The organism is Dryocola sp. LX212 (assembly GCA_041504365.1).
Classification (GTDB): domain Bacteria; phylum Pseudomonadota; class Gammaproteobacteria; order Enterobacterales; family Enterobacteriaceae; genus Dryocola.
On record CP167917.1, the window covers coordinates 1,019,914 to 1,045,531 of the forward strand.

A 25,618-nucleotide genomic window follows, 5' to 3' on the forward strand; every position below is an offset into this window, starting at 1 on the left:
AGATGATTGTAACGCCATCCGCCGTTCGCTATCAAAAATGAATCACCGAAGGCAGCTGCGAGAGCAGGAACAGCAGCAGGCCGACGGTGCCGCCGACCAGCGTGCCGTTGATGCGTATAAATTGTAAGTCCTTGCCGATGTTCAGCTCAATCTGCGCGGACATATCTTTCGCGTCCCAGCCTTTTACCGTATCGCTGATGTGCCTGGTCAGGAAGGTGGCGAACTCCGGTGCGACTTTGCCGACGGCCTGCTCAAGATGTTCGTTAAGCGACGCGCGCAGCGCGCTGTCGTTCACCAGCGTTTCCCCAAACCACTGGCCCGCCTCGGCAATGCGCTGTTTGATGCGGGAGTCCTCCGAGCGCATATCCTCCTTCAGCCATTTCCGCAGGTCGCCCCACATCTCGCTCAGGTAGCGGTTGAAGGCTTCGTCCTCCTTCAGATACGTTTTGATATTCTCGGCTTTAGCGGCCATTTCCGGGTCGCTCTTCAGTCTGTCGATGAACTTAAAGGTGGCGCGGTCGAAGGCCTTGCGCAGCTGGTGCCCCCGATCGTGGGTGATGTCGTCGAGCAGATTATTGACCGCGCTGGTCACCAGCTCGGCGCTGTGCTCGCCCAGCCACTCCGTCGGCAGGATTTTTGCTTTACGCGGATGCTCTGTTTCCAGCCAGTGCACAATCTGATGGGCAATAAAATCACGTGAGCTTTCGCGGTCAAGCCAGGTCACCAGCTGGGCAATCATCGCGTCCAACAGAGCCTGATGGCGGTTGTTTTTCGTCATGCTCTCGAGCAGCAGGGCGCTGGAGTAGCTCAGGTCAACCTTATCGATCGCCTTGTGCACCGCCCGGCGCAGCAGGCTCTGAATGCGCGAGTCGTCGGTCATATCCAGAAATCCGTTCAAGATCTGCATCAGATGCTGGCCGACGCGCTGCGCGTTGTCGGGCCTGCTGAACCAGACGCCAATCATCTGCGCCGGTTCGTGGCGGCGGATCAGGGCTATCAGCGACTGGGTATCGAGGAATTTCTCCTGTACAAAGACGCCGAGGTTTTCGCCGATGCGGTCTTTGTTGCGGGGAATAATCGCGGTATGCCGGGCGATAAACGGGATCGGCACGCGGCGGAACAGCGCCACCACGGCGAACCAGTCGGCCAGCGCGCCGACCATCGCGGCTTCGGAAATCGCCTTCAGGCCGCTGACCCAGAAGCTCGGCGGGAGGAAAAGGGTTGTGACAAAGACTGCCGCAGCAATCAGCAGTAAAGAGAGCGCGATGCGCTTGGTTTTTTTCAGTTCAGCCATTTTATCCATCGCTTAAGCATAGAACCGGGCGGGCCGAACCGGTAGAGATTATTTAAAACAACCAGCTTTTTCAGATAGATGAAGCGGCAGGAGGGGATGAGGGGCCCCCGCCTGCCGCCGGGCGTTACCGCATCAGAACCAGGCTTCCCACATGCCGCCTATGTTAAACGAATCAAGCTGGGTGCTCTCTTCGCCCGCCACGCGGGTGGTGTGGTTGTTTTCAACCTGGCCGCCGGTGACGTAGAAGCGCAGCATCGGGCGGAACTCCGGCCCCATCGCGATGGAGATGTTCTGGGACAGCGTCAGCTTCCAGCCCTTGTTATCGCCGTCGTTTTCATAATCCACGCGCTGATAGCCCGCTTCCAGCCAGGTCGAATGAATGTCGTTCCAGAAATACATCGGACGGACGATCGCGCCGTAGTTGCGGCGGTTGTCGGACGGCAGGTCATCATTGTCGTAATCGTGGAACGCCAGCAGGTATTCAATCTGGGCCTGCGGGGTGAACTTATAGCTGCCCTCGAAGCTGGTGTAGACGGTGTGCAGGCCGTTGGTTTTGTTATATACGCTGTTGTCCGAGTGGTCGGAATAGCGGGCGATGATTTTGTTCAGGCTGTTGTCGCCCGTGTGGCTGAGCACCACGGCCGCCTGCCAGGCTTTGGCGCGTTCGTCGCTGTCGATGGCTTTGGAATCGAAGCCGTAGTTGGCGTACAGCTCGAAATCGATCGGCCCAAATTTGATGCCGTGAAGTTTAGAAGTCGCCGCATAGTTGCCGCTGTCGCCGGTGCCGGAGCTGCCGGTACAGGAGATGCGTGACGGGTTATCGCCGTCCTCGATCATTTCCGGATTACACTGCTCAACCGAAGAGACGCCCGCCACGTCGAGCTGTGCAAAGCCCAGGTCGAAGTTTTTCACCCCGGCACCCTGGCCGTCGTGGTTCATCCAGAAGTAGTCGTTGATGCCCTGCTGCGGACGCTGATGGAAGTCGCGCCCGGCCCAGAAATAGGCGTTCGGCTGGGAGGCAAAGAGGTTAGTCACCCCGGCGTAGGCTTTTTTGAGGTTCACCTCATCGCCCCAGTGGTCGAACATCACGCCCACGTCCCAGATGGCGCCCGCTTCGCTTTTGAACGCTTTGGTGAGCTGGAATTCGCCGCCGTTACCTTCGTTACCCAGTCGACCAATGGCAGAGGTACCGTTATAGGAACCGTCGACGCCCACGTATTTTTGGTCTCCCGCCTGGAAGTGCGCGCCGTAGCGGGCGTAGCCGGTGAACTTCACGCCGTAGGGAATGGCCAGCTCCGCCGTGGCAGGCTCGGGCACCTGCGGGGTGACAAGAGGATCGGTTCTTTTGACCCGCGCCGCCTCGATTTTCGCTTCGCGGTCTGCCAGCGCTTTATCTACGGCCTTTGCCACGATTTGATCGATTTGCTCCTGCGTGAACTCCTGCGCAAAGGAAGAAATTGGGCAAAGGGCGGCGAGAACTGCGAGGGCGACCGGCAGCTTAGTTATTAATTTCATAATCATCTCAACTGTAGTTATTTCTATTTTCAGACAATGACTATCCCGCTCGGGCTGGCGTATTTATTACGCGGCAGCCGGACGAGTTTATTTTTTATGCTGTAATCCAGAGGTATCGATTAGTCTATTTAAATAAGCATCTCTCCGTATTAAATAAGCTGTGTGCTTAGCGCTGATAAAGGTGAATAATTTCCTGCGACAGTTCGCGGGCCAGCATTGACGTCATTAAATGGTCCTGAGCGTGCACCATAATTAATGTCATCGGCTGTTTCGCCTCGCCTGCATCTTGTTCGATTAATTTCGTTTGCATCAGGTGCGCCTGGCGCGAGTAACCGTCGGCTTCGCGCAGCAGGCTTTTCGCCTCGTCAATGCGGTCGTTGCGGGCAGCGTGTAGCGCTTCAAAACAGAGGCTGCGGGCCTGACCGGCGTTCATGATTATTTCCATGACGGCTTCTTCTAAGTCGATCATCTTTTCTTCCAGAGATAATTAATTGAGTTCGGTAGCCGGGGTTAATATCTGAGACTTTTCTTCTTCGGCTTTTAATAGCGAGCGTTCATAGGCGCGCAGGAAGGGTAAATACATAACTGCCGACATCACCATGCAGATGCCGCACATTATGACCGGGCTTAGCGCCCAGTTCGCCGCCCACGAGGCACCAATTGGCGCAGGGGTGGTCCATGGGGTCAGCGAAACAACCTGGGCAATCCAGCCTAATTTTGTCGCGCCATAGGCGAGGCAGGCGTTAATCATCGGCACAAAGATGAACGGAATAAACAGCATCGGGTTCATGATAATTGGCGCGCCGAACAAAATAGGTTCGTTGATATTAAAGAGGCTCGGCACCACGCCCATTTTGCCGATGGTTCGCAGGTGGGTGGCGCGGCTGCGCAGCAGCAGAAATGCCAGCGGGAGCGTCGAACCCACGCCGCCGATAAGCAGGTAGTGATCCCAGAAACCCTGTAGATAGACATGGGGCAACACGGTACCCGCCGCCAACGCGGCCTGGTTGGCAGAAAGGTTCGCCATCCAGAACGGGTTCATGATACCGGTGACGATCAGCGAGCCGTGGATCCCGGCGAACCAGAAGATCTGGCACAGCAGAACGGAAAGCAAAATCGCAGGCAGGGAGTCGGACGCGGAAACCAGCGGCTCCAGCAGGTGCATAATCGCCTGCGGCAGGATCATGCCGGTTTGCGCTTCAATGAACAGGTTTAGCGGATGCAGCGTACCGATAACAACCAGCACAGGGATCAGAATTTCAAACGAGCGCGCAACGCCGGTCGGCACCTCTTTCGGCAGGCGTATAGTAATGTTGTTCTGCTTAAGCCAGGCGTACATCCGCGTGGAATAAATAGCGGTGATCAGGGCGGTAAAGATCCCCTGCCCGGAAAGATACTGGGTAGAGATCTTGCCGTCCGCATACGGCGCGGCGACCAGCAGAAAGGCCATAAACGCAAGCAGGCCGGACATCACCGGATCGAGGTTAAACTGCCGCCCGAGGCTCGCGCCGATACCCACAGAAATAAAGAACGTCATCACGCCCATGCTGAGGTTAAACGGCAGCATGAGCTGTTCGCGCCAGGTCTGCGAGAAATCCAGCCAGGCGCGGGCAAAGCCGAGCGTGGTGTCCGCCGAGAAGGGCGGGAAGATAAAGACCAGCATGAACGAGCCGATGATCATAAACGGCAGGGCGGCGGTAAAGCCGTCGCGGATGGCAATCACGTACTTCTGCTGGCCCAGGCGGCCTGCGAGCGGGGTAATGGACTGCTCGATAATGGCAACCATTGACTGATATAAAGAGCTCATATGTTGACCTTCTGATTTGCGGTCTCGATAAGGGAAAGCGCGTAGTCGAGCACCTTGTCGCCGCGCTGCATGCCGTAATCCATCGTATCAATCGCCCGCACCGGGATCCCTTTCGATGCCGCCTTTTCCGCCAGCCCGTTGAGCATGTACTTTACCTGCGGCCCAAGCAGCACGACCTGGTAGCGCGGGAACTGGTTATCGAAATCGGCTACGCCATAAGCTTCGATTTCCACGGGCAGGCCGCGCTCGGCGGCGGCGGCGACCATTTTGCGCACCAGCAGGCTAGTGGACATCCCGGCGGAACAACACAACATAATCCTGATCATCATCACTCATCCTCTAAATGTAAAAAGTTATTGCGGATGCGATTTGATACTTTGTGGAAACCGTTTTCCATTTGCCTGTTGCAGAAATGTGACGACCCTCTGAAAAGTAGCCTTAGCAAGCGAATCTTCTTGGATGTTCATCACAAATTGTTATGGTTGAGGGAGGCTTCATGGACTGATATGGAAACAAGTTTCCATGAAAAACGGAAACGATTATACTTTTACGGAAACAGGACGGGCGGCGAGTGCCAGTAAGGAATAGCAGGCGGTGATGTGCTGCCTTCAGGGGAGAGAAAATGTCGACAATCAACGATGTATCGCGTCTGGCCGGGGTATCTAAAGCCACGGTGTCACGCGTGTTGAGCGGTTCACGCGGGGTAAAAGAAGCCAGCCGTGCTGCCGTATTGCAGGCGGTGGAAACGCTGAATTACCGGCCAAACGTCATTGCACAGTCTTTGCTGAGCCAGTCAACCGGCTGTATCGGGGTGATCTGCGCCCAGGAGAACATCAACCAGACGACAGGGTATCTTTACGCGCTGGAAAAGCATCTGAGCCAGCACCAGAAGCATCTGCTGCTGCGCTTTGCCAGCGGCAAAGCCGAAGTCATGCACGCGCTGGAAGAGCTGACCTGCGGCCTGTGCGATGACGTGCTGATTATCGGCGCGCGCTTCCCGCTGGATATCCCCTATGAAAACGTCATCCTGGTGGATTGTCTGGAGTTTGATGCCGCCAACAGCATCCAGTTTGACCATGCCTTTGCGGCGGAAACAGCCTGTAACTACCTGATCAAGCAGGGGCGCAGGCAGATTGCGCTTATTGCCCCTGAAACCAGCTGTCCTGTGGAGCAGGTGCTGCTGGGCTACAAGCGGGCGCTGGAAAATAACTTCCTGCCGTTTAACCGCAACCTGATCTTTATGGATGCTACCTCGTCGTCCGTAGCGTTGCAGGTGCTGCTTAACAACAGCACGACGGTAAATTTTAATGCTCTGCTGGTGGCGGACGAGCAGGAGGCGCAGCGGGTTATCACGCAGCTGCAGGCGTTTAATAAATCCGTGCCTGGGGACATTATGGTGTTTAGCCTGGCGGGCACACTGCATCTGCCGGGTATTCCGACAATTCCGGCAATCGAGTATTCAATGGACGCCATGGCGGCGCGCATCGTCAGCAGGCTGAATGAGAAAAGCGAAAGCGTGGCGGGGAGTTCCGTGCTGCGCGGGGATTTGATTATCCCGTAAAGAGAGAAGCAGGCCGCACAGGGCCTGCTTAAGCTGTCAGGATGTTGGCGTCACCACGGGCGCATAGCCGCTGAGTTCAGACACCAGATCGTTCACGCCGTCGCTCATGTTCACAAAGCGGGTCAGTGGCGAACGGGTAATTACCACAAATACCCCGACGTTACTTTGCGGCACCATCGCCATGTAGGTGATGAAACCGCCGCCGCCGCCGGTTTTCTGTACGATCCCCGGACGGCCACTCTTCGGCGACATATAGACCCAGCCCAGGCCCAGCGCGTCAGCCTTGCCCGGCACGTCCATACCAATCACTTTGTGCAGCTGCTTGCGCTGGTAGATCAGCGTTTGCATGCGGTCTGCCTGGCCGTTGCGCTGGTGGAAGTCGGAGCTTAAGAACTGCTGCATCCAGCGCATCATGTCGTCCGGCGTGGAGTAAACGCCGCCGCTACCCACTGCCGCCAGCGTGTTATCGCAGGGGCTGGCACCTTTCTCAGCCACCATCAGGCGCTTGCACTGGTCCGGCGAAGGCGTAAACGTGGTGTCCTTCATCCCCAGCGGACGGGCAATCTGCTCGTCAAACAGCGTGGCGTAGGGTTTTCCGGCGGCCCGGCTAAGGGCATCCGCCAGCAGGTCAAAGGCCAGATTTGAGTAAGCCGCCGTACTGCCCGGGGCATACTTCAGCGTGGCGGTTGAGAGCCAGTTCCAGCGCTGGTTTTGCGTGGGCCATGTGAATACGGTGCGGTGCGGTGCGCCGCCGGGTTGTTCGCGGGGCAGGGCGCTGGTATGCGTGGCCAGGTTCACCAGCCTGATAGGCTCACCTTTAAAGGTCGGCACCCGTGCGCCGGGCGGCGCGTATTTGCTTAGCGGATCGTTCAGCTTCACTTTGCCCTGGTCGAGCATTTTCACCAGCATCTCGCTGGTCATCAGCTTGGTCAGCGAGGCGATACGGATTACCGAATCGAGCTGGGGCCGCACGTTGTTGCCGGGGCGGGTTTCGCCAAAGCTGTGGAATACACGCTGGTTGCCGTCGATCACCACCATCGCCATTCCGGTAGCGCCGCTGCCGTAGAAGATATGGTTGGCGTAGCGCTCCGCGATTTCAGAAGCAAAAACAGGATCGGGCGAGGTTTGCGCAAACCCCAGGACGGGCAGCGCAGCAAGAACGAGCGCGGCGATGCGCGGGAGACAAATTTTCAACGCAAGTAATCCATTTAGCAAAGTGAGGCGGTATTGATCGTATTTATACTACTCAAGCGCTCTGCGCAAACGTGGAAAATGAGGTTTGTGATGAGAAAAAGCGTAACGCGGCGTTTCAGCGGGGGGGTTGGCTGTTTTTTGCACCAGCTGCGTAAAAACAAATTCAGACGATGCCTGTCTGTTTTTCATACTCTCAACCGTGTATAACGGACACCTGCGCCGCGTGGCCAGCGAAGAGCAGTAAAAAAACTGACATCTCCTATACATACACTGAACGTAAAATGCCTATCATCATCTTGTAAGTTTATTACTTTGCTGCAACTTTCCTCGCCCCTTGGCGTCTAAATATGTAGCCTGCGCTGTACCGCTAATGATTTAATTCTTTATGCGATACACCCCATTCACGCATAAAGAAGCTCAACTATGTCTACAAAACCGCTGTTTTCCAAAGGCTTGCTTCATCCACGTTACTGGTTGACCTGGTTTGGCCTGGCCATTTTATGGCTCTGGGTACAGCTGCCTTATCCCGTTCTTCTGAAAATGGGCCGTTTTATCGGCAAATTTTCCATGCGCTTCTTAAAGCGCCGCGTCTCCATTGCGCGCCAGAATCTTAAACTCTGCTTCCCGCAGTATTCCGACCAGCACGTTGATTCCATCGTCGAGCAAAACTTTGCCTCCCTCGGTATGGGCCTGATTGAAACGGGCATGGCCTGGTTCTGGCCTGACGAGCGTGTGCGTAAATGGTTTGACGTGCGCGGACTGGAAAACCTGCATGCCGCCTGCGAAAAGGGCCGTGGCGTGATGGTCATCGGCGTTCATTTTATGTCGCTTGAGCTGGGAGGCCGCGTCATGGGCCTGTGCCAGCCGATGATGGCGATGTACCGCCCGCATAATAACAAAGCGATGGAGTTCGTGCAGACCATCGGTCGTTCACGCTCCAATAAGGCGATGATTGACCGTCGCAATCTTAAAGGCATGGTCAAAGCGCTGAAGTCCGGCGAAGCCGTGTGGTTTGCCCCGGACCAGGACTACGGCCCGAAGGGCAGCTCTTTCGTGCCGTTTTTCGCCGTGCAGGAAGCCGCCACCACCAACGGCACTTACACCATAGCGCGCCTGGCAAAACCGGCCATCCTGACCACGGTGCTTATCCGCAAGCCGGACGGCTCCGGCTACCAGCTGGTGATTGAACCTGAGCTTGTCGACTACCCGGTGGATGACGAACAGGCCGCTGCCGCCTACATGAACCGTAAGATCGAACACGAAATCATGCGCGCGCCGGAGCAGTATCTCTGGCTACATCGCAGATTTAAAACGCGTCCTTTCGGTCAGGACAAGCTCTACAGCGCCTGATCCTGCGGCGGGTATGCTACGCTTCTGAGGAATTTCAACAGGAGAAGAGCCATGCCCGCATCGCGCATTTTGATGGTCATTGATATGCAAAACGGGGTGTTTGATACACCTCGTGCCTCCCGCGAAGATTGTACCTCCCGCATCAACCAGCTCATCGATGCCGCAGACCTGGTGATTTTCATCCAGCACACCGAAGAGTGGCTGGAGCCAGATAGCCACGCATTCGATCTTCTTCCTGAACTTACCCGACCAGCAAACGCCCTCTACGTCACCAAAACGGCCTGCGATGCTTTCTATCGCACAGCGCTTGAGGACGTTCTGCAAAGCCATGGCATAACCGACTTTGTGGTTTGCGGCTGCGCAACGGATTACTGCGTGGATGCGACGATAAAAAACGGCGTCAGCAAGGGCTATGCCATGACGGTAGCAGGGGATGCCCACACCACGGCGAACCGCCCGGCTGCGGTTGCGGAAGTACTGATTGCCCACTACAACGACGTCTGGCGTACCCTGACTATTCCCGGCAACCGGCTGGACGTGAAGGAGACGGCGGATATCCTGACTGCGTGGACGACTATCTGAAAAGTTTACACATTACTTGATACAACATTCCCCAGGCTTTACTGTGCCCGGATCCGCTATAAATAAGCGATGTCGCAAAAATAACTAAAAGAACATTAAGTTCAGGAGTGTTGTAATGTTTAAGTCGTTTTTCCCACGCCCGACAGCGTTTTTCCTGTCGGCTTTTCTTTGGGCGATATTAGCCGTTATCTTCTGGCAGGTCGGGGGAGGCCACTGGCTGCAGCAGCTCGCCGGCGCTAAGGGCGATGTGCCGATCAGCGCCGCCCGGTTCTGGTCACGCAGCTACCTGATTTTCTACGCCTACTACGCAGTTTGCGTCGGCGCGTTTGCCGCTTTCTGGTTTATCTACAGCCCGCACCGCTGGCAGTACTGGTCCATTCTTGGCTCTTCCCTGATCATCTTCGTCACCTGGTTTCTGGTGGAAGTGGGCGTGGCGGTCAACGCCTGGTACGCGCCGTTCTATGACCTGATCCAGACGGCGCTCAGCTCGCCGCATAAAGTCACCATCGGGCAGTTTTACCATGAGGTTGGCGTCTTCCTGGGGATTGCGCTGATTGCGGTGATGGTGGGCGTGATGAACAACTTCTTCGTCAGCCACTACGTGTTCCGCTGGCGGACGGCGATGAACGAATACTACATGGAGAACTGGCAGCTGCTGCGCAACATCGAAGGTGCCGCCCAGCGTGTGCAGGAAGACACCATGCGTTTCGCCTCGACGCTGGAAGATATGGGCGTGAGCTTTATCAACGCCATCATGACGCTGATTGCCTTCTTGCCGGTGCTTGTTACCCTTTCAGCCCACGTTCCTGAGCTGCCAATTATCGGCCACATCCCTTACGGCCTGGTGATTGCGGCGATTGTCTGGTCCCTGCTCGGTACCGGCCTGTTGGCGGTGGTGGGGATCAAGCTGCCAGGACTTGAGTTTAAAAACCAGCGCGTTGAGGCGGCCTATCGTAAAGAGCTGGTGTATGGCGAAGATGACCCAACCCGCGCCTCGCCGCCAACGGTTAAAGAGCTGTTTAACGGCGTGCGTCAGAACTACTTCCGCCTGTATTTCCACTACATGTATTTCAATATTGCCCGCATTCTTTATCTGCAGGTGGATAACGTCTTTGGCCTGTTCCTGCTCTTCCCGTCGATTGTGGCCGGGACGATAACCCTGGGTCTGATGACGCAGATCACCAACGTCTTCGGCCAGGTGCGCGGCTCGTTCCAGTATCTGATCAGCTCCTGGACGACGCTGGTGGAGCTGATGTCTATCTACAAACGTCTGCGCAGCTTTGAACGCACGTTGCAGGACATTCCGGTAGAAGCCGCAGGCGAATCGGTATAAAAAATGCGGCCCCATCATGGGGCCGCATTTTTAATGTCCCGCCGAAGGCGCGCCCGGCGCGCCGGAGCGGACAAACGGCGGACGCGCAAACCAGATAACCAGGATTAGCGCCATAAATCCCCAGCCCAGAATCCAGAAATAATCGATGGTCGACATCATGTAGGCCTGCTGCTCGATGGTTTTATCGATAAACGCCATATGCTGCTGCGTAGCGCCTCCCATCTTCGCAACATAATCCACCGCCGCCGGGTTGTACTGTGACACGCTCTCCGTCAGGTTGGCATGGTGGAAGATCTCCCGGCGTGACCAGATCCACGTGGTCAGCGACGAGGCGAACGAGCCGCCCAGCACGCGGAAGAACGTTGCCAGACCAGAACCTTCCGCCACTTCCGCCCCGTTCAGGTTCGACAGCACGATGGTGGTGATCGGCATAAAGAAGAACGCCACGCCAATGCCCATAAACAGCTGCACCTCGGCGATGGTGCGGAAATCCACATTGGTATTGAATTGCGCGCGGATAAGACAGGACGCGCCCATCGTCAGGAATGACAGCGAAGCCAGAATACGCAGGTCAAACTTGGTCGCGTAGCGGCCAATTATCGGCGTCATGATGAGCGGCAACACGCCCATTGGCGCTGCCGCAAGCCCGGCCCAGATCGCCGTGTAGCCCATCTGCGTTTGCAGCCACTGCGGCAGAATAATGTTGATGGCAAAAAACGCCGCGTATCCCAGCGTCAGCGAGAGCGTGCCGATGGCAAAGTTACGATCCTTGAACAGGCGCAGGTTTACAATCGGATGGCGCTCTCCCAGCTCCCAGATGACAAACGACACCAGTGATATCGCGGAAATCACCGTCATGATGATGATGTGCGTTGAGGCAAACCAGTCCAGATCGTTGCCCTTGTCCAGCACGATTTGCAGCATACCAACCCCGAGCACCAGTAAACCGATACCGATGTAGTCGATAGGCGAGTGGGTGGTTGTTTCTTCGCGCGAGCGAAGCTGCGTCCAGACTACAATCGAGGCAAAAATGCCGATCGGCACGTTGATGTAGAAGATCCACGGCCAGGAATAGTTATCGGTGATCCAGCCGCCGGTGATTGGTCCGACGATGGGGGCGACCACGGTGACCATCGACAGCAGTGCCAGCGCCATGCTGCGCTTGCTGGAGGGGAAGATCACCAGCAGCAGCGTCTGGCACATCGGGAACATCGGCCCGGCAAAGAAGCCCTGCAGGGCGCGGAAGATAATCAGCTCCGTCATGCTGTGGGCGAAGCCGCACAGGAACGAGGTGAGGGTGAACATCACCACCGAACCGATAAAAAGCTTCAGCTGCCCGAACCGGCGGGTAAACCAGCCGGTCAGCGGCAGGGCAATGGCGTTGCACACCGCGAAGGAGGTAATAACCCACGTTCCCTGGTCCGCACTAACGCCGAGGTTCCCGGCGATAGTCGGCAGCGCAACGTTTGCGATGGTGGAGTCCAGCACCTGCATGAATGTCGCCAGCGACAGCGCGAGCACCGCCAGCCACATATTGGGCGGCGTAAACGAGGCCTTATCTTGCATAACGTCTCTCTTAACGGCTGCCCGCGGCGACCGTTTTGCTGTTGTCATGAAGGATTTTAGCCACCAGTTTGTCCGCCTCGGCCAGCGGGTTTTGATACACATCCGTGGTGAAACGAGGGGCGCTAACGGTTTGCTGCGGCAGCAGATGGCCGCCGTCGTCGCGGATATCCACGCTGACGTTCATCGACAGGCCAACGCGCAGTGGGTGTTTCTGCATGTCATGCGGATCCAGCGTGATGCGTACCGGCAGACGCTGAACAATCTTGATCCAGTTGCCGCTGGCGTTCTGGGCAGGCAGTAAAGAGAAGGCGCTGCCGGTACCGATGCCCAGGCTTTCGATGGTGCCGTGATATTCCACGTCGTCACCGTAAAGATCCGCGTTGAGCGTAACTTTTTGACCCAGACGCATGGTGCTCATCTGGCTCTCTTTGAAGTTGGCGTCCACCCAGACTTCGCTGAGCGGCACGATAGCCAGCAGCGTGGTGCCGGAATCCACACGCATCCCAAGCTGCACGGCGCGTTTGGCCACATAGCCGCTTACCGGCGCAACGATGGTGCTGCGGGCGTTGTCCAGGAAGCGCTGGCGCAGGGTGGCAACGGCGCTTTTAATTTCCGGATGGCTGTCGATAACGGTGTCATCAACCATTGCTGTATTGGTGCGTAGTGCTTCCTGCGCGGCGGCTAAATCGCTTTGGGCGCTGGTTACCGCATCACGATAATGGGAAAGATCTTCCGCAGCGATTGCGCCAGTAGAGAAAATTTTCTGACGGCGGGTGTAGTCATTCTGCGCAGTTTGCAGGGCAACTTTTTTGGCCGCGACCTGAGCACGGTAGTTATCCGCCGTGCTGTAAAGCCCGCGAACCTGACGAACGGTGTTAGCCAGGTTGGCTTCTGCCTGTTGCAGAGCGATTTCGGTATCGCTCGGATCCAGCAGTACTAACGGTTGGCCTTTTTGGACGAAGTCGCCTTCATCCACTGTGACCTGGGTGACCGTGCCGCCAATCTGCGGCGTCAGCGTCACCTGGTTGCCGTTAACATAGGCATCGTCGGTAGATTCATAGAAGCGGGCGTAAAGCAGATACCACGCGAGAATTCCCCCGGCGGCAAGCACCAGGATCAGAAACAGAATAATAAAGTTACGTTTGCGCTTGCTGCCGCGCTCAACGTGTTGGGCAGGTGTGGTTTCCATCTTGTGATGACCTTTATTGAAGACTTAGCGATGTGGGGCAGTGATCTCGTCCGGCAGCATTTTTGTAATCAGCTCTACCAGTAAACGGGATTCATCGTGGGTGAGTCGGGCGGTGAGATCGCCGATGATTGAGGTCAGTGCCTCTTTCTCAAAGCGGTCGCAAAGGGCATGGCCTTTGTCAGTCAGGGCCAGAATGACCTGACGTTTATCCTGCGGGTTCGGGGTGCGGGCAATCAGCTCTCGCTTCACCATACGGTCAACCATGCGGCTCATGGCACCGGCGTCCATCACCAGATTTTTGCTGATTTCCACGGGGCTGATAAAGCCTTTATGGATACTGATAAGCACCTTGAACTGCGGGGCAGTGATATCCGCACCGGCAAAATACTGGTTAATGAGCTGGTCTTTGAACTGGTTTGCGAGGTGGATAAGCAAACCGAGGTGGAGCTTGCTGCTGATAATACCCGGATGGTCGTTCATAATGATTGCCTGGTCAGTAATTGCAGGTGAAACTACTGACCAGGCATCTATTTGTCAATCAGCGATTTTTACTACCGCACAGAGTGAAAAAATGGCAGGGTGGGAGCGTTTGATAATTAAGAAGAAAAAAGGATGTCATGACGGTAACAATTTTGAGAGCGCCGCGAGCCGCGATGGGCTTTAGTTTGTTGTCTATTCTGCTCCTCTCGGGCTGTACCACAAAAACTGCCTCGCCCGTTTCCGAAACCGCAAAGCCGGTGGATGTGGAAACGGTGGTGAAGCAAAAGCTGCCGCCGGGCCAGAAGGATCGCAGCGCCTGGGCGAAGGAGTTAGCGACCGTCTTTAAGAGCCAGGATATCGCGCCAGGCGAGGAGAATATCTGCTCCGTGCTGGCGGTGGCGCAGCAGGAGTCCAACCTGGTGGCAGACCCGGCAGTGCCGAATTTGAGCGCTATCGCCTGGAAAGAGATCGACCGTCGCGCCGAAAAAATGCATATCCCGGCGTTCCTGGTCCACACCGCACTGAAGATTGAATCACCGAACGGCAAGAGCTACAGCGACAGGCTGGACAAGGTTAAAACTGAAGGCCAGCTGAGCGCGATTTTCGATGACTTCATCGGCATGGTGCCGATGGGCCAGAAGCTGTTCGGCAACCTTAACCCGGTACACACCGGCGGGCCAATGCAGGTAAGCATTGCCTTTGCTGAGCAGCATACCAGCGGCTATCCGTGGAAGATGGAAGGCACGGTACGTCAGGAAGTCTTCACCCGCCGGGGCGGAATGTGGTTCGGTACCTATCATTTGCTGAATTACCCTGCGAATTACACCCGGCCTTTATACCGCTTCGCGGACTTCAACGCCGGGTGGTACGCCAGCCGCAACGCCGCCTTCCAGAATGCGGTAAGCAAGGCTACGGGAACGAAGCTGGCGCTGGACGGGGATCTTATTCTCTATAATACCGACAAAGCGGGCAGTACCGAGCTGGCGGTAAGAAAGCTGGCGGGCAAGCTGGATATGAGCGACAGCCAGATCCACCGCGCGCTACAAAAAGGCGACAGCATCGACTTCGAGAAAACAGATCTCTACGAGCAGGTTTACGCGCTGGCGGAAAAGAAAGCCGGCAAGAAGTTACCGCGTGAAATGCTGCCGGGCATCACGCTTGAAAGCCCGAAAATTACCCGTAATTTAACGACTGCATGGTTTGCAAAACGAGTAGATGAGAGGCGTGCGGCTTGTATGAAGAGGTAAAAATTGGTGGATGACGCTGTCGCAGGTCGGATAAGCGGAGCGCCATCCGACAAAAAACTCGGTGGTTGACGCCGTGCTTATCCTCTTACAAATCGAAACGTAGGCCGGAAAGGCGCAGCGTCACCCGGCATTAATACTCATGCCGGTGGTGATACTTCACCATCAGGGCTATCAGGCCGAGAAACGCGCAGCCCAGCAGGAACGGCACCAGGCCAAACACGGTGCTCACGGCGAGGCCCATCTCGATACGCGGGCGGGTTGCGTCGTTGCCCTGAGCCAGGTGTTCAAGTACGCCGGGCGCATGTACCAGTAAGTTAAGGATCTGGCTACCGACCCAGAAGCAGAACAGAATGAATACCGCATAGGCGATATTGCTCAGGGTAGCGCCACCAGTCCTGGATGAAGAAACGGTAATCGTTGTAAGGACAACGTGTTTCGACAAGGTAATTTCAGTCATAGAGACCTCCCATGTAACCATACCGCCAATCAGGTTTCCGCCCGATAATTACAGCAAGTGTGGCAGGTCATAAGGTTTGTCAATATCAGATTGTTGGTAATTTCAGCGCCGGAATCTTCCTGGATGCGCAATTTTTGCGTAATATCACAATTTTGTAACTTAAATGAAATTTTCGTAACATAATCACGATTGACGTCTATAAACGAGCGGTTTCCCGGTGGCGGCTATGCGACAATGCCGCTACTGAATGACGGCGGGCGAATAACACCATGAAGGCGAAAACACTGAGTCAAAAAATGCGGCGTGACTGGCACTATTACGCCGTGGCGATCGGGCTGATTTTCATCTTAAACGGGGTGATTGGTCTGCTCGGTTTCAAAACCGAAGGCTGGCAGAACTACGCGGTGGGGCTTGTCACCTGGATAATCTGCTTCTGGCTGGCGAGCTTTATCATTCGCCGTCGCCCGGAGCCAGAGGAGCCGGGGACGGCTGAAGAGTAGCATTTAGTGGCTAATTGAGCTTTTCAACTGGGCGTCCTGCCGGTGGCGCTCAAGCGCCAGCTCAATCAGCTGGGTGATAAGCGACTGATAATCCAGGCCGCTGGCCTGCCAGAGTTTTGGATACATACTGATATTGGTGAAGCCGGGCAGCGTGTTGATTTCGTTAATAATCACCTCGCCGTCTTCCGTCAGGAAGACATCCACACGCGCCATGCCGCTGCACTCCAGCGCCTGGTAGGCCTGCACGGCAATTCCACGAATTTTATCGTTAATCTCTGCGGGCAGTGACGCCGGTACAACGACCTGCGCGCCCTTATCGTCAATGTATTTGGTGTCGTAAGAATAGAAGTCGCTGCTGACTACCACTTCGCCACAGGTGCTGGCCTGCGGGTCATCGTTGCCCAGCACGGCACATTCTATTTCGCGGCCTTTGATGCCGGTTTCCACCACCACCTTATGATCGAATTCGAAAGCCAGCGCCACGGCAGCTTCATACTGTTGCGCGTTGTTGATCTTGCTCACCCCTACAGAAGATCCCTGGTTCGCCGGTTTGATAAACAGAGGGAGGCCCAGCTTCTGCTCTATTTCGGCAAAGCTGATGTTGCTGCGGCTGGCGCGGGTGAGGGTGACAAACGGCGCGACGTTCAGCCCCGCATCGCGCAGCAGGCGTTTGGTGACGTCTTTATCCATGCTTACCGCAGAGCCCAGCACGCCGGAGCCCACAAACGGCAGGTTTGCCATGCGCAGCATGCCCTGCAGGGAGCCATCTTCGCCCAGCGTGCCGTGCACGATAGGGAAAATCACATCCACCTGCGGGAGCTGCTGCGCGGAGCCGGAGTCAATCAGCTGGTCCCGCTTCTGGCCCGGAACCAGTGCAACATTTTTCTCGGAGCGGTTCAGGGCAATAAGCGCCGGGTTCTGCGCGTTGATCAGATAGCCGGAGGCGTCGTTAACGTGCCACTGGCCCTGTTTGTCGATGCCGAGCAGCACGACCTCAAACTTCGCCTTATCAATGGCGTCGACGATATTTTTTGCCGACTGCAGCGACACCTCGTGTTCCGCCGACCTGCCACCAAACACGATACCAACCCGCAGTTTAGCCATGCCCAACCCCATCCTTAATCATTACGAAGGGGGACAACATACCACGCTCATAACGCGGATTCATGTGCTTCGTGGCGGCTGAAAACGTCCTGACTTCTATACTGATTATTCCGTAATCAATAAAGGGCCGGGGAATGGCAAAAGGAGTAAAAATGCTGATTGGTTTCACCGTGACGGCGCTGGCGGGGCTGTGGCTTTATGAGCGACTGCCCGCCCAGTACAACCCTTTTGCTCCGCTTTCTATTGATGACCCGCCGACGCTGGTCACCCGCTACAAGCTGCGCCAGATGGCGAATCATCCCCAAACCTGCCTGGCGCTACTGGAACAGGCGGCGGAGCGGCAGCAGCTGCGCTTTCGACCGGTGCCGAACACCGAGGGCACCTGCCCGCTTACCGATGTGGTCAGGGTGCAGAGCTTCGGGGAGATTTCATTGAGCAGCAGCTTTCTGGCGAGCTGCCCGCTGGCGCTCAGCGCCACCATGTTTATCCATCAGCGTGCGGCCCCGCTCGCAAAAACAACTTTTGGCAGTCCGCTAACCCGCGTGAACCATCTTGGCAGCTATGCCTGCCGTAACATCTACAATCGTAAAGATGCAAGGCTCAGCGAGCATGCCACGGCCGATGCGCTGGATATTAGCGGCTTCGGGTTTGCCAATAAGCAGCAGGTGAGCGTGGTGAAAGGCTGGCAGGCCAGCGGCAGGGGCAGGGGCAGTGAGTATTTGCACACGGCTTTTGACGCTGCCTGCCCGTTCTTCGGCAACTCGCTGGGACCGGAGTACAACGCGGCGCACGCCAACCATTTCCATCTGGGCATGCGCGGCTACGGTCTGTGTCGATGAAATTAATTTGTATGATAAACTTAACGGCATCTCGCTTCTTTATTCACCCCACTGATTAAGCGCATCGTATGGAATCCTGGAAGGTCAACATTATCTCGGTCTGGTTCGGCTGCTTCTTTACCGGCCTTGCCATCAGCCAAATTCTTCCGTTTTTGCCGCTCTACGTAGAACAGCTGGGGGTCACGTCGCACCAGGCGCTGTCGATGTGGTCGGGGCTGACGTTCAGCGTGACCTTCCTGGTTTCCGCCATCGTTTCGCCGATGTGGGGCAGCCTCGCAGACCGCAAAGGCCGTAAGCTGATGCTGCTGCGTGCCTCCCTCGGTATGGCCGTGGCGATTCTTTTGCAGGCCTTTGCTACCAACGTCTGGCAGCTCTTTATTCTACGCGCGATGATGGGGCTGACCTCTGGCTACATTCCCAATGCTATGGCGCTGGTCGCTTCGCAGGTACCTCGTGAGCGCAGCGGCTGGGCAATCAGTACGCTCTCTACCGCGCAAATCAGCGGCGTCATAGTGGGGCCGCTGCTGGGTGGATATATGGCGGATACGCTGGGCCTGCGGATGGTATTTTTTGTTACGGCGGCGCTGCTGATGGTCAGTTTTACCGTGACGCTGCTGTTGATTAAAGAAGGCGTGCGCCCGAAAATCAGTAAGGCCGGGCGGCTGTCCGGGAAAGCGGTCTTTGCCACGCTGCCCTATCCCTGGCTGATGCTGAGCCTGTTTATTACTACGCTGGTCATTCAGCTCTGCAACGGCTCCATCGGCCCGATTCTGGCGCTGTTTATTAAACATCTCTCGCCGGACAGTACCAATATCGCCTTTATCAGCGGTTTTATAGCGGCGGTGCCGGGGATCTCCGCGCTCTTTTCCGCCCCTAAATTAGGCAAGCTCGGCGACCGGATTGGTACCGCTCGCGTACTGATGGCGACGCTTATCATTGCCGTGGTGCTGTTCTTTGCCATGTCCTTTGTGACATCGCCAATTCAGCTTGCGGTCCTGCGCTTCCTGCTGGGCTTTGCCGACGGGGCAATGCTGCCCGCTGTGCAGACGCTGCTGGTCAAGTATTCCAGCGACCAGGTGACAGGACGCATATTTGGTTATAACCAGTCGTTTATGTATCTTGGCAACGTGGTAGGGCCGCTGCTGGGGGCGGGGGTGTCCGCCATGGCCGGTTTCCGCTGGGTATTTGCCGCCACCGCCGTGGTGGTACTGATCAATATTGTGCAGCTTGGCTTTGCTTTGCGCCGCAAACGCCAGAGAGACCAACGATCAGACATTAAGAGAAGAGTTAATTAATTTCTCCGCCATTTCATTATTTCTGAAAAGGAGATCAGAGATAATGAGATCGCATCGATATTTTATATATCGACTGTTCGCATGTTTTTTTGCGCTTTCGCACAATCTTAACGTGTCATATGAAAATAATACTTCTGCCCACTAGGCAACTTCCAGAGGGAATGCTACCGTCTGCTTTCAACCTTTTAGGGATAATGGCAATGAAAAATCTCATAGCTGAGCTACTGGTTAAACTCGCTGAAAAAGAAGAAGAGTCGAAGGAGTTTGTCGCACAAATTGAAGCGCTGGAAATCGTTGTGACGGCCCTGCTGCGCAGAATGGAACAAAGTGAGCAAAACGCCTTAATTACCAGTATTGAGGCTGCTATGCATGACGCTCGCCCAAAGGGGGTTGTTACAACCCGTGATACTCAGCTCCTGCAACAATATTTAGAGAAGCTGCTCACCCATCCACGAAGCTGAAACCCGCCGCTGTCATTTAACTGTCATCAGAGATTTATATTGTTGCTCTGTTTTTTATTTATGCCTGTAGTTTTTACACGGAGAAAATAAAGTGAAACAGAGCACAAAAATTATAACGTTATTCTCATTACTGCTAACCGCTCAGCTTGCTTTTGCACAAAATGCTTCACCTGCATTAGAAACTCGCGCGGCAGTCGGGGATATCACCGAGCCTGGCGGCGCCCGACGTATTAATAGCGATCGGGCCGAAGCCCTGCGCGCGTCAATAATTAATAAGCCTGCTAAAAATGTCATTTTGCTTATCGGTGACGGCATGGGGGATTCGGAAATCACCGCCGCGCGTAATTATGCCGAAGGGGCGGGCGGCTTCTTTAAGGGCATTGATGCGCTGCCGTTGACTGGCCAGTACACCCATTATTCGCTGGATAAGAAAACCCATAAGCCTGACTACGTCACGGATTCTGCTGCCTCGGCCACCGCATGGAGCACTGGCGTTAAAACCTATAACGGGGCGCTGGGTGTCGATGTTAACGGCAAAGACCATTCGACCATCCTTGAACTTGCTAAAGCAGCCGGCAAGGCGACCGGCAACGTCTCCACTGCGGAAATTCAGGACGCCACGCCAGCCGCGCTCGTGTCTCATGTCACTTCACGTAAGTGCTATGGCCCGACGGTAACCAGCGAGAAATGTGCGGCTAACGCGCTGGAAAAGGGTGGCAAAGGTTCAATTACCGAACAGCTTCTTAATACCCGCCCGGATGTGACATTAGGCGGCGGGGCGAAGACATTCGCTGAGACGGCGAAGGCAGGGGAGTGGAGCGGTAAAACTCTTCGTGAGCAGGCGCAGGTGCGGGGCTACCAGTGGGTTGATAATGCCAGCGGACTTGCCGCCATCAGCGAAGCCAGCCAGCAAAAGCCGCTGATTGGCATGTTTGCGCCGGGCAATATGCCGGTGCGCTGGGAGGGGCCAAAGGCCAGCTATCACGGCAACATTGATAAACCAGCCGTTACCTGCACGCCCAATCCGCAGCGCGATGCCAGCGTGCCAACGCTTGCCCAGATGACGGATAAAGCCATTGAGCTGCTCAAAGGCAATGAAAAAGGCTTCTTCCTGCAGGTTGAGGGAGCCTCTATTGATAAACAGGATCATGCCGCTAACCCCTGCGGGCAGATTGGTGAAACGGTGGATCTGGATGAAGCGGTACAAAAAGCGCTGGATTTTGCCCGCAGGGATGGCAATACGCTGGTCGTTGTGACCGCAGACCATGCGCACTCAAGCCAGATTGTTGCCCCGGATACCAAAGCGCCGGGCCTGACTCAGGCGTTAAATACCAAAGATGGCTCGGTGATGGTTATCAGCTATGGCAACTCAGAAGGGGAGTCCCAGGAGCACACGGGCACCCAGCTGCGCATTGCGGCCTATGGTCCGGGGGCGGCGAACGTTGTTGGGTTAACTGACCAGACGGATCTGTTTTATACCATGAAGGCGGCGCTGGAACTACCGTAACAAAACGCATGGTGTTTTCTTAAATTCTGGTCAGTCATTCGCCTTTTTCGTCCGCGCGGGCCAGAATTAAAGCGCGATAAAACAAAAAGGAATGTCATATGAAATTTGCATTAGTGATGGTGTTACTGGCAGGTGTGGTGGGGTCGGCTACGGCGGCAGATAAAGCCATGACGCCGCAGCAGCAGCGAATGACCACCTGTAACCAGCAGGCGACGGCGAAAACCCTGAAGGGGGATGAGCGCAAGAGCTATATGAGCGGCTGCCTGAAGAACGCAGATTCCGCTCCCGCGCAGAAAAGCCTTACGCCGCAACAGCAAAAAATGAAGTCCTGTAACGCCGATGCGGGCAAGCAATCCCTGACCGGTGACGCAAGAAAAACCTTCATGAGTAGCTGCCTTAAAAAATAGGCGGCTTAGTTCCAACGGGTGAGCCACTCCGCTGGCTCACCCGAAAAATCATACTTTCCTCCCGAATACCCCCTCTATAATTACGCCAAATGTTTCAGAATATTCCTAAATATCATGAATAATGAACGTGGCTTCAGCAGATGGTTTTCCGGGGGAATTATGGACGGCCCGACCTGGCTTGATGATGACAGGCATCGCTCCGGGCGACGATTTGCCCGACGAGTATATATTCCAAGAGTAATAGGCCTGGCGACCGGTTTTTTCTGCGTGGCTTCGGTGCTGGTGGTACAGCCGATTTCCGGCTGGTGGTGGCTGCTGCTGGTGGCAAACGGCTTTATCTGGCCGCACCTTGCCTGGCAGATAGCCGACCGGGCGCGCGATCCCGCCTGGGCAGAAAGGCGCAACCTGATGCTGGACTCCTGCATGGGGGGAATGTGGATCGCGGTGATGGGGCTGAATGCGCTGCCCGCCGCGCTGATTATTGCCATGATATGCATGAATAACATCGGCTGCGGCGGCTTAAGGCTATTTGCCGGCGGGTTGGCGATGATTGCGCTGTCGTGCCTGCTGACGCTTGGGATAACGCAGTTGCCGCTAAACCTGGAAACCATGCCCTCCCAGGTGTGGATCTGCCTGCCGATGCTGATTATTTATCCCATTTACTATGGCCTGGTGAGTTACAAAACGGCCATTAAACTTGCGGAGCACAAGCGCCGACTGATGCACCTTAGCACGCGAGATGGGATGACCGGCGTTTACAACCGTCGCCACTGGGAGCATCTTCTGCACGGCGAGTACGATAACTGCCAGCGCTACCAGCGGCAGGCCACGCTATTACTTATCGACATCGACCACTTTAAGAGCATTAACGATACCTTCGGCCATGACGTGGGGGACGAGGCCATCATGGCAATTACCGAGCATCTGCAGCTCATTCTGCGCGCAACCGATGTGATTGGGCGCTTCGGCGGCGACGAGTTTGGGGTCATCATGTCAGGTACTCCGCTCGAAAATGCGGTTCAGGCGATGACGAGGGTGTGTGAGCATCTGGATGAGTTCCGGTTGCCGTGTGCGCCTCTGGTGGTGCTGCAGATTAGCGTGGGGGTGGCGGAGTTCGACAAACGAATGGTCAACTACCGTGGCTGGCTTAAGGCCGCAGACGTGGCACTGTATAAAGCAAAAAATGCCGGGCGGGGCCGTATCGAAGCCGCCGCATAAGCGTGTTAATTTGTCGGAGAGTAGTAGCTACCGTCTTGAACGTCAAGCGGTAGCTGCATAATTTTCATCCCATGGCAGGCGTGTTTTCAGCACCCCGAAGCACATGTGCACCAGCTTGCGCATTACTGCACCCAGCGCCGCCTTCTTTGCCTTCCCTCTCGCTATCAGCCTTTCGTATATCTCTTTCGCCGGTTTATTCCACCGGCTGGCGCTCATTGCCGCCACATACAGCTTCGCTCTTATCCCCGACGGCCCTGTTTTCGACATGTGAGGACGCCCACGCACCGAGCTTCCCGACGTTTTTTCCACCGGTGTGATGCCCAGATACGCCGCCACCTGCGAGGCACTTCTGAACGCGCCGTCTTTCAGGATAGCCAGCATTTCCCGGCCTACCTGATCCTTTACACCCTTAATCGATTTCAGCAGATCAAGATCTGCTTTCAGCCCCGGATCGTTGTCCGTGTGGTCTGTAATGAGCCTTTCTATCCGCTCCAGCTCGTCGCTCAACCAGCTGTGAGTCCGCTGGAGCGAGGTGATAACTTCCCGCGGCGTGGCCGTGGAGTGGGCTTTTTCCAGCCGGTTTGCCGTCCGCTGAACGTCTTCTTTCAGCGCATCGCGCTGACGCAGGAGTGCCCTGAGCTTGCGAACTTCAGGCGATGGAGGCACCCAGGGTTCCGGGTGTTTCAGCTCGCCGTAACAGGCCAGAACGAAGGCATCAACCCTGTCGTTTTTGGTGAGGATATTCATCCCACAGGCAAATTCGCGCACGCGGTGGGGATTGGCCATACAGACCTTAACACCGGCATCATGAAGACCGTATGCCAGGTTCTCGTGATAGATACCGGTCGCTTCCAGTACCACGGTGACGCTATCAGACGGGCACTTCTGAGCGTCGAGCCAGTCCGTGACCCTACGGGCCACGCCGGGTTCATTGGTGAAAACCTTGTGCTTTTTCTTGCCTTTAACACCAGCAGCAAGCAGACAGATATCGATTTTATTTTTACTGACATCAACACCGAGAGTGAACATATTTTGTCTCCTTTCACCTGAGCCAACACGTCATTCCAGCCTTGTACATACGAAGTCAGAGCTTCTGGTTACCGTTCGGATTTTGAGTGACGTGAAAGGTGAAACGGAGGGCTTAAGCTACAAAGAAAGATCGGCGTCTTCAGGGTGGATACAAGCTTCCTCCGTTTCGTGTAACCGGTAGCTAACCAGCTACCGGTTCAAGATACAAGGGTGGATAAGCGCGAGCGCCACCCACCGCAAATCAAAAATTACGACTTACCGAGCTGCTCGGATTTCGCCATACATTTCGCCATCGCTTCCATGACGGCGGAACGGAAGCCTTTCTCTTCCAGCACCTTCACGGCTTCAATGGTTGTCCCGCCCGGCGAGCAAACCATATCTTTCAGCTCGCCCGGATGCATGCCGGTTTCCAGTACCATCTTCGCGGAGCCCATCACCGCCTGCGCGGCAAATTGATAAGCCTGCTTGCGCGGCATCCCGCCCAGCACGGCAGCATCCGCCATCGCTTCGATAAACATAAATACGTAGGCCGGTGAGGAGCCGCTCACACCGACAACCGGGTGGATCATCGCTTCGCTGACCACTTCCGCCTGGCCGAAGCTGCGGAAAATATTTATCGCGTCGGCGATATCTTCCGGGCTGACCAGCGCGTTTGGCGTAATCGAGGTCATGCCTGCGTTCACCAGCGCCGGTGTGTTGGGCATAGCACGGATAATTTTGCGATCGTGTCCCAGCGCGGTTGCCAGCGAGTCCAGGGTGATGCCTGCGGCAACCGAGATAACTACCGTCTCTTTATTCAGGCTGGAGTTCACTTCGCCCAGTACCTTCAGCATCATATTTGGCTTTACTGCGCCAAAGACGATATCCGCAATCTGCGCGACTTCCTGGGCACTCTGTGCGGCGTTGACACCGAATTCCTGGCGCAGCGCCTCAACCTTGTCGGGTGACGGGGTGTATACCCAGATGCTGCCCGGCAGAACCTGCCCGCTGGCGATCAGGCCGCCGAGAATTGCTTTACCCATGTTGCCGCAGCCAATAAATCCAATTTTCTTATCCAAAGCGTCGCTCCTGGGGTCAAAGTGGGGAATAGATAACTGATGTCTATAGCTTAACGCGCTTTCAGGCGATTCGGCTACGCTTAAGAAAACGTTGAGAGGTGGCTATGGGAAAACAGGTACCCGATGAGTACAGCAGCCGCAAATATCCGGTGGAAGAGGATATGCGTTGGCAGATTAAAGAGTGGAAAATTGAAAAATGGGGCGGTGTCGGATTGATGCTGTTGGTCCTGCTTGCGTTACTGGGTGTCTTTTCAGATGGCTGGCTTAGCCAGACCACCAGCCGTAACCCGGCAGGTACCCTGCTGGTAGAGCATCAACGGGTGATGCGGGCGCAGAGCGACGAGAATTTTACCATCCGCATAAGCTCGTCTACCGGCCAGCCCACGATCCTGACCCTCGGCCAGGACTTTATGGACAATTTCGTGATTCAAACCTTCCAGCCGCAGCCGTTAATTACCCATGCCAACCAGCATGAAATGGTGCTGACGTGGCCCGCTAACGAAGGAAAAGAGCAGGCGCTGTGGCTGACGGCCCAGCCTCAGTCTGCCGGATACTTCACATCAACCTTCAGGCTGAAGGGGGCTGAGCCGGTGACCATCAGCCAGTGGGTACTGCCATAGGAGTT

Annotated in this window: 26 protein-coding genes; 13 read left to right on the plus strand and 13 right to left on the minus strand. The window is 55.7% G+C overall.

The window, feature by feature from the left end; genetic code table 11:
• Positions 1 to 31 precede the first annotated feature (31 nt).
• The 5 genes from ACA108_04855 to ACA108_04875 all read right to left on the minus strand — a co-directional run bounded on the left by ACA108_04855 (position 32) and on the right by ACA108_04875 (position 4,942).
• Positions 32 to 1,303: a DUF445 domain-containing protein gene (locus ACA108_04855; GenBank protein ID XEX96870.1), complete on the minus strand. Its 1,272-nt coding sequence runs from the start codon at positions 1,301 to 1,303 to the stop codon at positions 32 to 34.
• Positions 1,304 to 1,426: 123 nt separating this feature from the next.
• A complete protein-coding gene (locus ACA108_04860) occupies positions 1,427 to 2,809 on the minus strand; it encodes a carbohydrate porin (protein XEX96871.1) in 1,383 nt (460 codons plus the stop codon).
• A 166-nt stretch (positions 2,810 to 2,975) separates the two neighbouring features.
• Positions 2,976 to 3,278: a PTS lactose/cellobiose transporter subunit IIA gene (locus ACA108_04865; GenBank protein ID XEX96872.1), complete on the minus strand. Its 303-nt coding sequence runs from the start codon at positions 3,276 to 3,278 to the stop codon at positions 2,976 to 2,978.
• A gap of 18 nt (positions 3,279 to 3,296) precedes the next feature.
• Positions 3,297 to 4,616, minus strand: a complete 1,320-nt coding sequence (locus ACA108_04870) for a PTS sugar transporter subunit IIC (GenBank protein XEX96873.1) — start codon at positions 4,614 to 4,616, stop codon at positions 3,297 to 3,299.
• A complete protein-coding gene (locus tag ACA108_04875; protein ID XEX98019.1) occupies positions 4,613 to 4,942 on the minus strand; it encodes a PTS sugar transporter subunit IIB in 330 nt (109 codons plus the stop codon). The genes ACA108_04870 and ACA108_04875 overlap by 4 nt, the downstream gene beginning before the upstream one ends.
• A 296-nt stretch (positions 4,943 to 5,238) precedes the next feature.
• On the opposite strand from ACA108_04875, the gene ACA108_04880 reads away from it, so the two are divergent.
• Positions 5,239 to 6,177 carry a LacI family DNA-binding transcriptional regulator gene (locus tag ACA108_04880; protein XEX96874.1) on the plus strand — a complete coding sequence of 313 codons (939 nt, stop codon included), beginning with the start codon at positions 5,239 to 5,241 and terminating at the stop codon, positions 6,175 to 6,177.
• A 36-nt stretch (positions 6,178 to 6,213) separates the two neighbouring features.
• On the opposite strand, the gene ampH is transcribed toward ACA108_04880, so the two are convergent.
• Entirely contained in the window at positions 6,214 to 7,371 is a 1,158-nt protein-coding gene (gene ampH, locus ACA108_04885) for a D-alanyl-D-alanine-carboxypeptidase/endopeptidase AmpH (protein XEX96875.1), read from the minus strand.
• Positions 7,372 to 7,794: 423 nt separating this feature from the next.
• On the opposite strand from ampH, the gene lpxP reads away from it, so the two are divergent.
• The 3 genes from lpxP to sbmA all read left to right on the plus strand — a co-directional run bounded on the left by lpxP (position 7,795) and on the right by sbmA (position 10,636).
• Complete coding sequence (gene lpxP / locus ACA108_04890; protein XEX96876.1) at positions 7,795 to 8,721, plus strand: kdo(2)-lipid IV(A) palmitoleoyltransferase; 927 nt, start codon at positions 7,795 to 7,797, stop codon at positions 8,719 to 8,721.
• Positions 8,722 to 8,772: 51 nt separating this feature from the next.
• Complete coding sequence (locus ACA108_04895; GenBank protein ID XEX96877.1) at positions 8,773 to 9,303, plus strand: isochorismatase family protein; 531 nt, start codon at positions 8,773 to 8,775, stop codon at positions 9,301 to 9,303.
• Positions 9,304 to 9,418: 115 nt separating this feature from the next.
• A complete protein-coding gene (sbmA, locus tag ACA108_04900; GenBank protein XEX96878.1) occupies positions 9,419 to 10,636 on the plus strand; it encodes a peptide antibiotic transporter SbmA in 1,218 nt (405 codons plus the stop codon).
• Positions 10,637 to 10,666: 30 nt separating this feature from the next.
• Here the strand turns inward: sbmA and ACA108_04905 are convergent, their stop codons facing one another.
• Genes ACA108_04905 through ACA108_04915 form a run of 3 tightly spaced genes read right to left on the minus strand, consistent with a single transcriptional unit; the run spans position 10,667 to position 13,871 of the window.
• A complete protein-coding gene (locus tag ACA108_04905) occupies positions 10,667 to 12,202 on the minus strand; it encodes a DHA2 family efflux MFS transporter permease subunit (protein XEX96879.1) in 1,536 nt (511 codons plus the stop codon).
• A gap of 10 nt (positions 12,203 to 12,212) precedes the next feature.
• On the minus strand, positions 12,213 to 13,391 hold the full coding sequence (locus tag ACA108_04910) for an efflux RND transporter periplasmic adaptor subunit (protein XEX96880.1): 1,179 nt from the start codon (positions 13,389 to 13,391) through the stop codon (positions 12,213 to 12,215).
• 24 nt (positions 13,392 to 13,415) lie between these two features.
• Positions 13,416 to 13,871 carry a MarR family transcriptional regulator gene (locus ACA108_04915; GenBank protein XEX96881.1) on the minus strand — a complete coding sequence of 152 codons (456 nt, stop codon included), beginning with the start codon at positions 13,869 to 13,871 and terminating at the stop codon, positions 13,416 to 13,418.
• Between the two features lie 173 nt (positions 13,872 to 14,044).
• Between ACA108_04915 and ACA108_04920 the strand changes: the two genes are divergently transcribed.
• Positions 14,045 to 15,118: a DUF1615 domain-containing protein gene (locus tag ACA108_04920; GenBank protein XEX98020.1), complete on the plus strand. Its 1,074-nt coding sequence runs from the start codon at positions 14,045 to 14,047 to the stop codon at positions 15,116 to 15,118.
• Positions 15,119 to 15,248: 130 nt separating this feature from the next.
• Here ACA108_04920 and ACA108_04925 read toward each other — a convergent pair whose 3' ends face one another.
• The gene (locus ACA108_04925; protein ID XEX96882.1) at positions 15,249 to 15,575 is read right to left on the minus strand and encodes a DUF2755 family protein; all 327 of its coding nucleotides are present in this window, start codon (positions 15,573 to 15,575) and stop codon (positions 15,249 to 15,251) included.
• A gap of 269 nt (positions 15,576 to 15,844) precedes the next feature.
• On the opposite strand from ACA108_04925, the gene ACA108_04930 reads away from it, so the two are divergent.
• Positions 15,845 to 16,075 carry a DUF2754 family protein gene (locus ACA108_04930; protein XEX96883.1) on the plus strand — a complete coding sequence of 77 codons (231 nt, stop codon included), beginning with the start codon at positions 15,845 to 15,847 and terminating at the stop codon, positions 16,073 to 16,075.
• 3 nt (positions 16,076 to 16,078) lie between these two features.
• On the opposite strand, the gene ddlA is transcribed toward ACA108_04930, so the two are convergent.
• Entirely contained in the window at positions 16,079 to 17,179 is a 1,101-nt protein-coding gene (gene ddlA / locus ACA108_04935) for a D-alanine--D-alanine ligase (GenBank protein XEX96884.1), read from the minus strand.
• Positions 17,180 to 17,313: 134 nt separating this feature from the next.
• Here ddlA and ACA108_04940 point away from each other — a divergent pair, with 134 nt between their 5' ends.
• From ACA108_04940 to adrA, 6 genes are all read left to right on the plus strand, one after another.
• Positions 17,314 to 18,018 (plus strand): extensin family protein, encoded by a 705-nt coding sequence (locus tag ACA108_04940; GenBank protein XEX96885.1) that lies wholly within the window; start codon positions 17,314 to 17,316, stop codon positions 18,016 to 18,018.
• Positions 18,019 to 18,086: 68 nt separating this feature from the next.
• On the plus strand, positions 18,087 to 19,313 hold the full coding sequence (locus tag ACA108_04945; GenBank protein ID XEX96886.1) for a multidrug efflux MFS transporter: 1,227 nt from the start codon (positions 18,087 to 18,089) through the stop codon (positions 19,311 to 19,313).
• A gap of 200 nt (positions 19,314 to 19,513) precedes the next feature.
• A complete protein-coding gene (gene iraP / locus ACA108_04950; GenBank protein XEX96887.1) occupies positions 19,514 to 19,774 on the plus strand; it encodes an anti-adapter protein IraP in 261 nt (86 codons plus the stop codon).
• A 91-nt stretch (positions 19,775 to 19,865) separates the two neighbouring features.
• A complete protein-coding gene (gene phoA / locus ACA108_04955; protein XEX96888.1) occupies positions 19,866 to 21,281 on the plus strand; it encodes an alkaline phosphatase in 1,416 nt (471 codons plus the stop codon).
• A 98-nt stretch (positions 21,282 to 21,379) separates the two neighbouring features.
• On the plus strand, positions 21,380 to 21,688 hold the full coding sequence (locus ACA108_04960) for a PsiF family protein (protein ID XEX96889.1): 309 nt from the start codon (positions 21,380 to 21,382) through the stop codon (positions 21,686 to 21,688).
• 99 nt (positions 21,689 to 21,787) lie between these two features.
• Positions 21,788 to 22,906 carry a diguanylate cyclase AdrA gene (gene adrA, locus ACA108_04965; GenBank protein XEX98021.1) on the plus strand — a complete coding sequence of 373 codons (1,119 nt, stop codon included), beginning with the start codon at positions 21,788 to 21,790 and terminating at the stop codon, positions 22,904 to 22,906.
• Between the two features lie 42 nt (positions 22,907 to 22,948).
• On the opposite strand, the gene ACA108_04970 is transcribed toward adrA, so the two are convergent.
• Together ACA108_04970 and proC are read right to left on the minus strand one after the other, a co-directional pair.
• Entirely contained in the window at positions 22,949 to 23,935 is a 987-nt protein-coding gene (locus ACA108_04970) for an IS110 family transposase (GenBank protein ID XEX96890.1), read from the minus strand.
• A gap of 248 nt (positions 23,936 to 24,183) precedes the next feature.
• Positions 24,184 to 24,993: a pyrroline-5-carboxylate reductase gene (gene proC, locus ACA108_04975; GenBank protein XEX96891.1), complete on the minus strand. Its 810-nt coding sequence runs from the start codon at positions 24,991 to 24,993 to the stop codon at positions 24,184 to 24,186.
• Between the two features lie 104 nt (positions 24,994 to 25,097).
• Here proC and ACA108_04980 point away from each other — a divergent pair, with 104 nt between their 5' ends.
• Positions 25,098 to 25,613 carry a hypothetical protein gene (locus ACA108_04980; protein XEX96892.1) on the plus strand — a complete coding sequence of 172 codons (516 nt, stop codon included), beginning with the start codon at positions 25,098 to 25,100 and terminating at the stop codon, positions 25,611 to 25,613.
• Positions 25,614 to 25,618: the final 5 nt, after the last annotated feature.